The following is a 7,192-nucleotide window of genomic DNA, read 5'->3' as shown; positions in this document are numbered from 1 at the left end:
CCACCGAAATCTACACGTAAGGAGTCGTCGGCAGCGTCAGATGTGTATAAGAGACAGCCCGGGCACCACCTCCCTCCCCACCTGGCCCACCCCTTCCTGACCCACCCCGCCCGGGCGGCCCCGCCACGTTTCCCGCGCTCCCGCAAGAGGGCCGCCGGCCTCCGCGCCAGGAGCGCGTTGTGGGCGCCCAGGGCGAACCTCACGCGGGGCGTCGGGCAGCTCGGGCCTGACACCGGTGCCAGGAGGCCGGTCCTCCTACCGCCCGGTCCGCTCACGGACCTGGTGGCGCCGGAGTCCACGGATGACCGCGAGGAGCCGTCCCGTGAGTGGCCAACCCGGTCGCCGCGACGGACGGCATCGTGTGCGACACCTTGACGTCCCAAGTGTGACCGGTCACAATCACATCGCTGTGACCGGTCACACGAGTGGGTGGCGGAGTGCGGGGCCCTGTCAGGCAGGAAGCCCCTCGCGGCCGTTGTCGGTTCGCCGGTCTCTTTGCGGGCGGCCGGTTCCTCGACCGCCGGACAACTGCGCACGGATCTTGGCCCCCCGAGGCCGACCGGTACGGATGCGCCACGCCGTGTTCCCCCCACTTCCCCAAGGAGGAGTTGTGCCCCTCTCGAAGACATCGCGCGCGGCAGCGCGCAGACGCCCGTGGACGGCCGTGGCCGCCGCGTTCGTGACGGCCGCGGGCGTGACCGTGTCGCTCACGTCCGCCTCACCGGCCTCCGCGGCGACCACGCAGCTCGTCGCTGCCGGTTCAGGGCGTTGCCTGGACGTCAGCGGCAACGTGGACACGCTGGGCACACCGATGGAGATCTGGGACTGCAACAGCCAGGCCAACCAGCAGTTCGAGCTCACGTCGGCCGGTGAGCTGCGCACCTTCAACGGGACGCGCTGCCTGGACGCGTACAACAACGGCACCGCCGCGGGCACCGCGGTGGACATCTGGTCCTGCAACGGCCAGCAGAACCAGAAGTGGCAGATGAACTCCGACGGTTCGATCACCGGCGTGCAGTCCGGCCTGTGCCTGGACGTCGACCACGCCGGGACGGCGAACGGCACCAAGGTGCTCCTGTGGACCTGCAACGGCCAGACCAACCAGCACTGGAACAGCTCGGGCAGCGGCACTGCCGGCAGCACCCTTGTGGTGGACGCCGCGTCGGTGGTCCGCCCGGTGACGCGCGTGGGATCGGGCACCCTTGACGGCCTCAAGGACGCGACGACCCCGTCGGCGTCCATCCTGCAGCCGCTGCACCTGAACCAGCTGCGCCAGGCGCCTCCGGGCACCCAGCACCGGCCCAACGGCTCACCGGTCCCGGTCGGCGACGCGCTGGTGGTCGCGCCCACCGCCATGGCGATCGGCGCGCACATGACGGTCAACATGGCCGACTACCTCGACGGCTTCCCGTACGTCTGGCCGGGGTGGACCTCCTGGCTGGCCAACGTGGACAGCATGACGGCGGCGGTCAAGGCCCGGCCCGACGTGACGAACATCAACGCCTTCGAGCCGTGGAACGAACCGGACTGGACCTGGCCCAGCGCGGCGGGCAGCTTCACCGACGGCTGGACCCGCATCGTCCAGCAGATACACAAGACCCTGCCGGGCGAACCGATCCTCGGTCCCAGCATCTCGTACTGGAACGTGGACTGGATGCGCAACTTCCTCACGGCGGCGAAGGCGGCCGGCACCCTGCCTGACGTCATCTGCTGGCACGAGCTGTCCGGCTGGCAGCACGTCACCGCCGACGTCCAGGCGTACCGGACACTGGAGCAGCAGCTCGGCATCACGCCGCGGCCGATCTCCATCGACGAGTACGCCACGACGGACGAGATCGACGTGCCCAGCAGCACCAACCACTACGTGGCCCAGTTCGAGCGCGACGGCGTCCGGGACGCGGAGCGGGCCTTCTGGTACGAGCCGGGCACCGCCAACGGCCTGCTGTACAACGGTCAGCCGACCGCGTCGTACTGGATGTACAAGTGGTACGGCGACCAGACCGGCAACGTGGTGAAGGTGACACCGACCCAGTACAACGACGGTGTGGCCGCCTACGACTCGGGCAGCCGCACCCTGCGCCTGGTCTTCGGCGGAGAGGCCGGCAACAACACCGTCAAGGTCAACGGGCTCGGCGCCATGGGCTCGTCGGTGACCGCCACGCTGTCCTACGTACCCGGCAGCGGCCGCACGACCAATGTGGCCGGTCCGACGGCGCTGTCGTCGACCTCCTACCCGGTCACCGGCGGCACCGTCACGGTTCCCGTCCCCAACGAGAACTCCTCCGGCGCCTACCAGCTCGTGCTCACCCCGAACTGACGGTCCGGCCGGACGGGCCGTACCCGGGCGAGCGCCCGGGTACGGCCCGTCCCTGTGCCTGCGGGCGGTGGCGTCAGCTCACCGTGTCCAGGCGCAGCAGCAGCGCGGTCGGAGTGCGGGGCAGACGGACCTCCACAACCCCCTCCGCCGCGGCCCACGCCGCCTCGCCGGCCGAGGGCCCGGGATGCAGGACCTGCACCCGCACGCCGGGCCGATCCGCCAGGTGCGGCACGGGCAGGGACATCGCGGCCCGGTCTCCTTCCCTGTGCCAGACCAGCAGATAGGTGGGCCCGCCGGGGACGCGCATGCCCTGCGCCAGCCATGGGTCGGTCCAGCCGGGCAGGCCCAGCGGCCAGAACGGCAGAGCCCTGGGGAGATCGGCGCGCAGGTCCTTGTAGACGGTCAGGGCCTGGCGGACCAGTGACAGCTGGTCCGGCGTCATGCGGTCGAGCCGGCCTGAGAGGTGGACGCGGCCGAGCAGGGCGCCGGCCAGGGTGAAAGCGATCTCGTCGTCGGTGAACTCCGGCTGCGGGTAGGCCCACACCGCGCTCTGCTCGGGTGGCACCGCGGCCGGCGCGGCGGCGGCGATGGGCGGGTAGCGCAGGGGGTCCTGCTGGTCGCTGGTGGACTGGAGCTGGGTGACGGCCAGGGTGGCGCCGTCCATCCGCATGCCTCCCGAGGCGCAGTTCTCGACGACCAGGCCCGGGTGGCGGTCGAGGACTGCGGTGATCCAGTCGAGGTAGGCGCGGGCGTGGCCGAGCAGTCCGGCGCCGGGGGAGGTGTCGGCGGGGCCCTGGGTGCCGGGGGCGATGACGATGTTGTAGTCGAGCTTGAGGTAGCCGACGCCCCATTCGCCCACGATGCGGTCGACTGTGGCGTCCAGGTGGGCCCGGGCCGCGGGATGCCGCAGGTCGAGCTGGTGGCGGCCCTGTTCGGTGAGGCGGATGCCGTCGTGCTGGAAGAAGGCGTCGTCCGGAAGAGTGCGGGCGAGCCGGCTGCGTACGCCGACGACTTCCGGCTCCAGCCACAGGCCGGGCACCATGCCACGGCTGCGGATGCGGTCGAAGACGGCCTGGATGCCCCCGCCGGGGAAGCGGGCGGAGGACGGCAGCCACTCGCCGACGCTGTCCCACCAGCCGTGCAGGTCGTCGTCGTACCAGCCGGAGTCGACACAGAAGTACTCGGCGCCGGCCTGCGCGGCCGCGTCGATCAGCGGCAGCAGCTTCTGTGTCGTCGGGTCGCCCATGAGGGTGTTCATGTAGTCGTTGAAGACGACCGGAAGCGCGGTGTGGTCCGGGTGGGGCCTGCGGATGGTCCGCCGGTAGGAGGTCAGGGCGGCGATCGCGTCCTCGAAGCCGGTGCCGAGGGCGACGGCGACCGGCACAGTGGTGAACTCCTGTCCTGGCCCCAGCGCGTGGCGCCACTGGTGGTCCGCGTCGGTGGGCCCGTGCAGTGCCAGGTGACAGCCGTGGCCGTACTCCCCGATGTCCCAGCGCCATCCGGCGGGCGACTCGATCTGCCAGGCCCAGGCCCGGCCGCCGCGGCGGTCGCCGAGGGCACCCGCCGCCAGGTGGCCGTCGGTGGGCCAGCTTCCCCGGCCCGCCACCGTGAGCCCGGCGCGGCTGTCGTGCTGGTGGGCGTCGACGCCGATGTCGGCGACGGTCGCGCGCAGCGGCTCGGCGTACCATCTGCCCTCCCCGAGCCAGTCGTTGCGCGCCCGGTGGACCTCCAGCGTGTCGGCCGGCGGCAGCCCGCCCAGCAGCAGGCTGCTGACGGACTGCAGGACCATGCGGTGCGGGTTGTCGTTGCGTACGCGCGTCCGGGAGCGCAGAACCGGCACACCGTCGGGAGAGGACAACTCGACGCTCGCGGTCAGCCCCGTCACGGGGTCGTGGAGTTCGAGGTCGAGGAAGTGCCAACCGTCGGCGGTCCGTGACCGGACGGCGCGGGTCCGCATCCGCCCACCCGGCGCCGTGCCGGTGAAGCGCGGCCCCGACCAGCCGGTGCCGTGCCCCAGGGCGGTCAGCTCGACCAGCGGCAGGCGGGCCGCCGGCTCCGTGCCGGATCCCGTGTCACCGGGCCGCTCCAGCCGGACCAGTCGCGTCACCCCGTCCGGATCCGTGCTCAGCTCCACCCGCAGCCCGTCGTGCCCCCACCCGAACACCCCGTCGGCCTGCTCCCGGGCCGGGTCTGCCGCCGCCGTATCGGTCACGCCGTACTCCTTCCTCGTGGCTCCCCGCCGTACGCGGTGGCGGACCGGCACGGGAAATCTGTTGTCGTGAGGTGCCTTGACGGCCCTCTTGTGACCGGTCACAATCCTTCCATGTATGTGACCGGTCACACAAGGCGTCAGCCCAGTATCCGGGACGTCGCCAGCGCCGCCGGGGTTTCCTACCAGACGGTCTCCCGGGTGATCAACGACCATCCGAGCGTCAAGCCCGCCACGCGCGAGCGGGTGAACCGGGTCATCGAGGAACTCGGCTTCCGTCGCAGCGCCACCGCGCTGGCCCTGGCGAGCGGCCGCAGCCGAAACGTCACGGTCCTCACGGCGAACACCACGCACTACGGCCACGCGTCCGTGCTGCGGGGTGTGGAGGAGGCGGCCCGCAAAGCCGCCTACGCGGTGGGCGTCGGCGTGCTCGAAGCGGACGACGAACAGGCGGTCGCCGCGGCACTTCAGCGCGCGGGCGATTCCGCGGGCGGCTTGATCGTGATCGCCTACGACCCCGTGGGCGTGGCCGCACTCGCCGCGGTGGACTCCGAAATCCCGGTGGTCGGCGTGGTCGAGACGCCCGACCACGAGCCGCCGCCGGACCGCCCGTGGGTGTGGACCGACGACCACCAGGCCGCGTACGACGCCACCGCCCACCTTCTGGCGCTGGGCCACCGCACGGTGCACTACGTGGCCATCCCGTCCAGCACCTGCCGGCTCAGCGCCCGGACCAACGGCTGGCGGCGGGCACTGGAGGACGCGGGCGCCCCCGTGCCCGAGGCCCTGCAGGGCGCCTGGGGGCCCGGCAGCGGTCACGAGGCCGGACTCCTGCTGGCTGGCGACGCCGAGGTCACCGCCGTGCTGTGCGGAAACGACGACCTGGCGCTCGGGGTGATGCGGGCCCTGTACCAGGCGGGCCGGTCCGTCCCCGGCGAAGTGAGCGTGGTCGGCTTCGACGACGCGCCGTACTCCGCGTACCTCACCCCGTCCCTCACCACCGTCCGGCTGGACTTCACCGGCCTGGGACGGGCCGCGTTCGACCTGCTGCACGGCGTGCTGACCGAGGCCACACCCGTGGCGCCGCACTCAGCCGCCGTACCCGAACTGGTGATCCGGGAGAGCACCGCACGCCCCGCATGACTCCCGCCCGGCCCGGTCGGCACGCGATCGGTGCCGCCCCCGTGACCACCCGGCCCGAGACCGGCGCGACCGTCAGCGTTCAGGCGAACCGTGAAGAGGCGTGCACGGGTTGGCCGACTCCGAACTCCCCGCAGACGTCCCGCTGTTGCACTGTTGAGGGGGACGCCTTCCCCTGGTAGGCCTGTGAACGCTCACACGCGCTCCCCACCACTCGCACCGCCTCGTCGGATCACGGAAAGGGGATCGGAAATGGTGACGTACAAGCCAGGCCGGAGGGCGGCATGCGGCCTGCTGCTGGCAGGTCTCGTCCTGCCGGCTGCCACGCTCGGCAGCACCACCAGCGCGTCGGCCGCGAACGCGCTCAGCATGCGCGGTGCGGACATGTCGACCGCACAGCGGGCGATGGATCTCGGCGCGAAGTACTACGACGCGAGCGGCAACGCCAGGGACCCGCTGGACATCCTCAAGGACACGGGCGTCAACTACGTCCGCCTGCGGGTCTGGAACGACCCGGCCAGCGGTTACAACAACAAGGCGAAGGTCCTGCAGTACGCGAAGGCGGTCAAGGCCAGGGGCCTGAAGCTGCTGGTCGACTTCCACTACTCCGACAGCTGGGCGGACCCGGGCCGGCAGAACAAGCCCGCGGCGTGGGCGAGCCACGGCATCAGCCAGCTCCAGACGGACGTCTACAACTACACCTACGACGTCTGCAACAGCCTCAAGTCCCAGGGCACGACGCCGGACAGCGTGCAGATCGGCAACGAGATCAACACCGGGATGCTGTGGAACGACGGCAAAGTGGTGAACAACGACTTCACCAGCCTCAGCCTGCTGCTGAAGTCCGGCTACAACGCGACCAAGGCGTGCAACAGCACCACCCAGGTCGTCATCCACACCGCGGACGCGGACAGCGACGCCCACGCCCGCTGGTTCTACGACGGGATCAAGGCCAAGGGCGTCGCCTGGGACGTCACCGGTCTTTCGTACTACTGCATGTGGCACGGCTCGCTCGCCACCATGGGCAGCGTCGTCTCCGACATGAAGTCCCGCTACGGCAAGGACGTCGTCATAGCCGAGACCGCCTACCCCTTCACCTCGGCGAACGCCGACGGAACCGGCAACTCGGTCACCTCGGGGTGCTCGGGCTACCCACTCACCTGGCAGGGCCAGGCAGCCGAGTTCGACGCGGTGCAGAGCACCGCCCGCAACGCCGGGGCGGTCGGCGTCTTCTACTGGGAGCCCACCTGGTATGCCGTCCCCGGCAATGGGTGGGATCCGGCCGACATCGCCAACAGCGGCGACGGGTGGGACAACATGGCCCTGTTCAACTGGACGGGACACATCAACCCCGACGTCAGGTGGACCCCGTAGGGGACAGCCTGCTGCTCACCACCCTGCACTCCGCGGTGCGCAGCACCCATCCTGGGTGTGTCCAGTTAACGGCTGATCTTGGTTGTTGGGGTTCAGTTGTTGGCCGGGGTGAGCCGGCCTTCGAAGGCGATCTGGAAGGCGTTCAGGGGTGC

Annotated in this window: 4 protein-coding genes; 3 read left to right on the top strand and 1 reads right to left on the bottom strand. The window is 71.0% G+C overall.

Annotated features, from left to right (window positions below):
• The first annotated feature begins 610 nt into the window (after nucleotides 1-610).
• Nucleotides 611-2,317, top strand: coding sequence for a ricin-type beta-trefoil lectin domain protein (locus IH54_RS45135; RefSeq protein WP_234344264.1), 1,707 nt, complete (start codon nucleotides 611-613; stop codon nucleotides 2,315-2,317).
• A 73-nt stretch (nucleotides 2,318-2,390) separates the two neighbouring features.
• On the opposite strand, the gene IH54_RS0138075 is transcribed toward IH54_RS45135, so the two are convergent.
• Nucleotides 2,391-4,529, bottom strand: coding sequence for a glycoside hydrolase family 36 protein (locus IH54_RS0138075; RefSeq protein ID WP_031525981.1), 2,139 nt, complete (start codon nucleotides 4,527-4,529; stop codon nucleotides 2,391-2,393).
• A gap of 90 nt (nucleotides 4,530-4,619) precedes the next feature.
• Between IH54_RS0138075 and IH54_RS0138070 the strand changes: the two genes are divergently transcribed.
• Together IH54_RS0138070 and IH54_RS0138065 are read left to right on the top strand one after the other, a co-directional pair.
• The gene (locus tag IH54_RS0138070) at nucleotides 4,620-5,669 is read left to right on the top strand and encodes a LacI family DNA-binding transcriptional regulator (protein ID WP_031525978.1); all 1,050 of its coding nucleotides are present in this window, start codon (nucleotides 4,620-4,622) and stop codon (nucleotides 5,667-5,669) included.
• A gap of 249 nt (nucleotides 5,670-5,918) precedes the next feature.
• Nucleotides 5,919-7,040, top strand: coding sequence for a glycosyl hydrolase 53 family protein (locus IH54_RS0138065; RefSeq protein WP_031525976.1), 1,122 nt, complete (start codon nucleotides 5,919-5,921; stop codon nucleotides 7,038-7,040).
• Nucleotides 7,041-7,192 lie beyond the last annotated feature (152 nt).

Source organism: Streptomyces sp. NRRL F-5123, assembly GCF_000721495.1.
Classification (GTDB): Bacteria; Actinomycetota; Actinomycetes; order Streptomycetales; family Streptomycetaceae; genus Actinacidiphila.
Note: the sequence above shows the minus strand (reverse complement) of the source record. Positions and strands in the feature narration are given on the sequence as shown.

Excerpts from the sequence above, each read along its gene's own strand:
- IH54_RS0138065 (WP_031525976.1), top strand. The coding sequence starts at position 5,919 with ATGGTGACGTACAAGCCAGGCCGGAGGGCGGCATGCGGCCTGCTGCTG.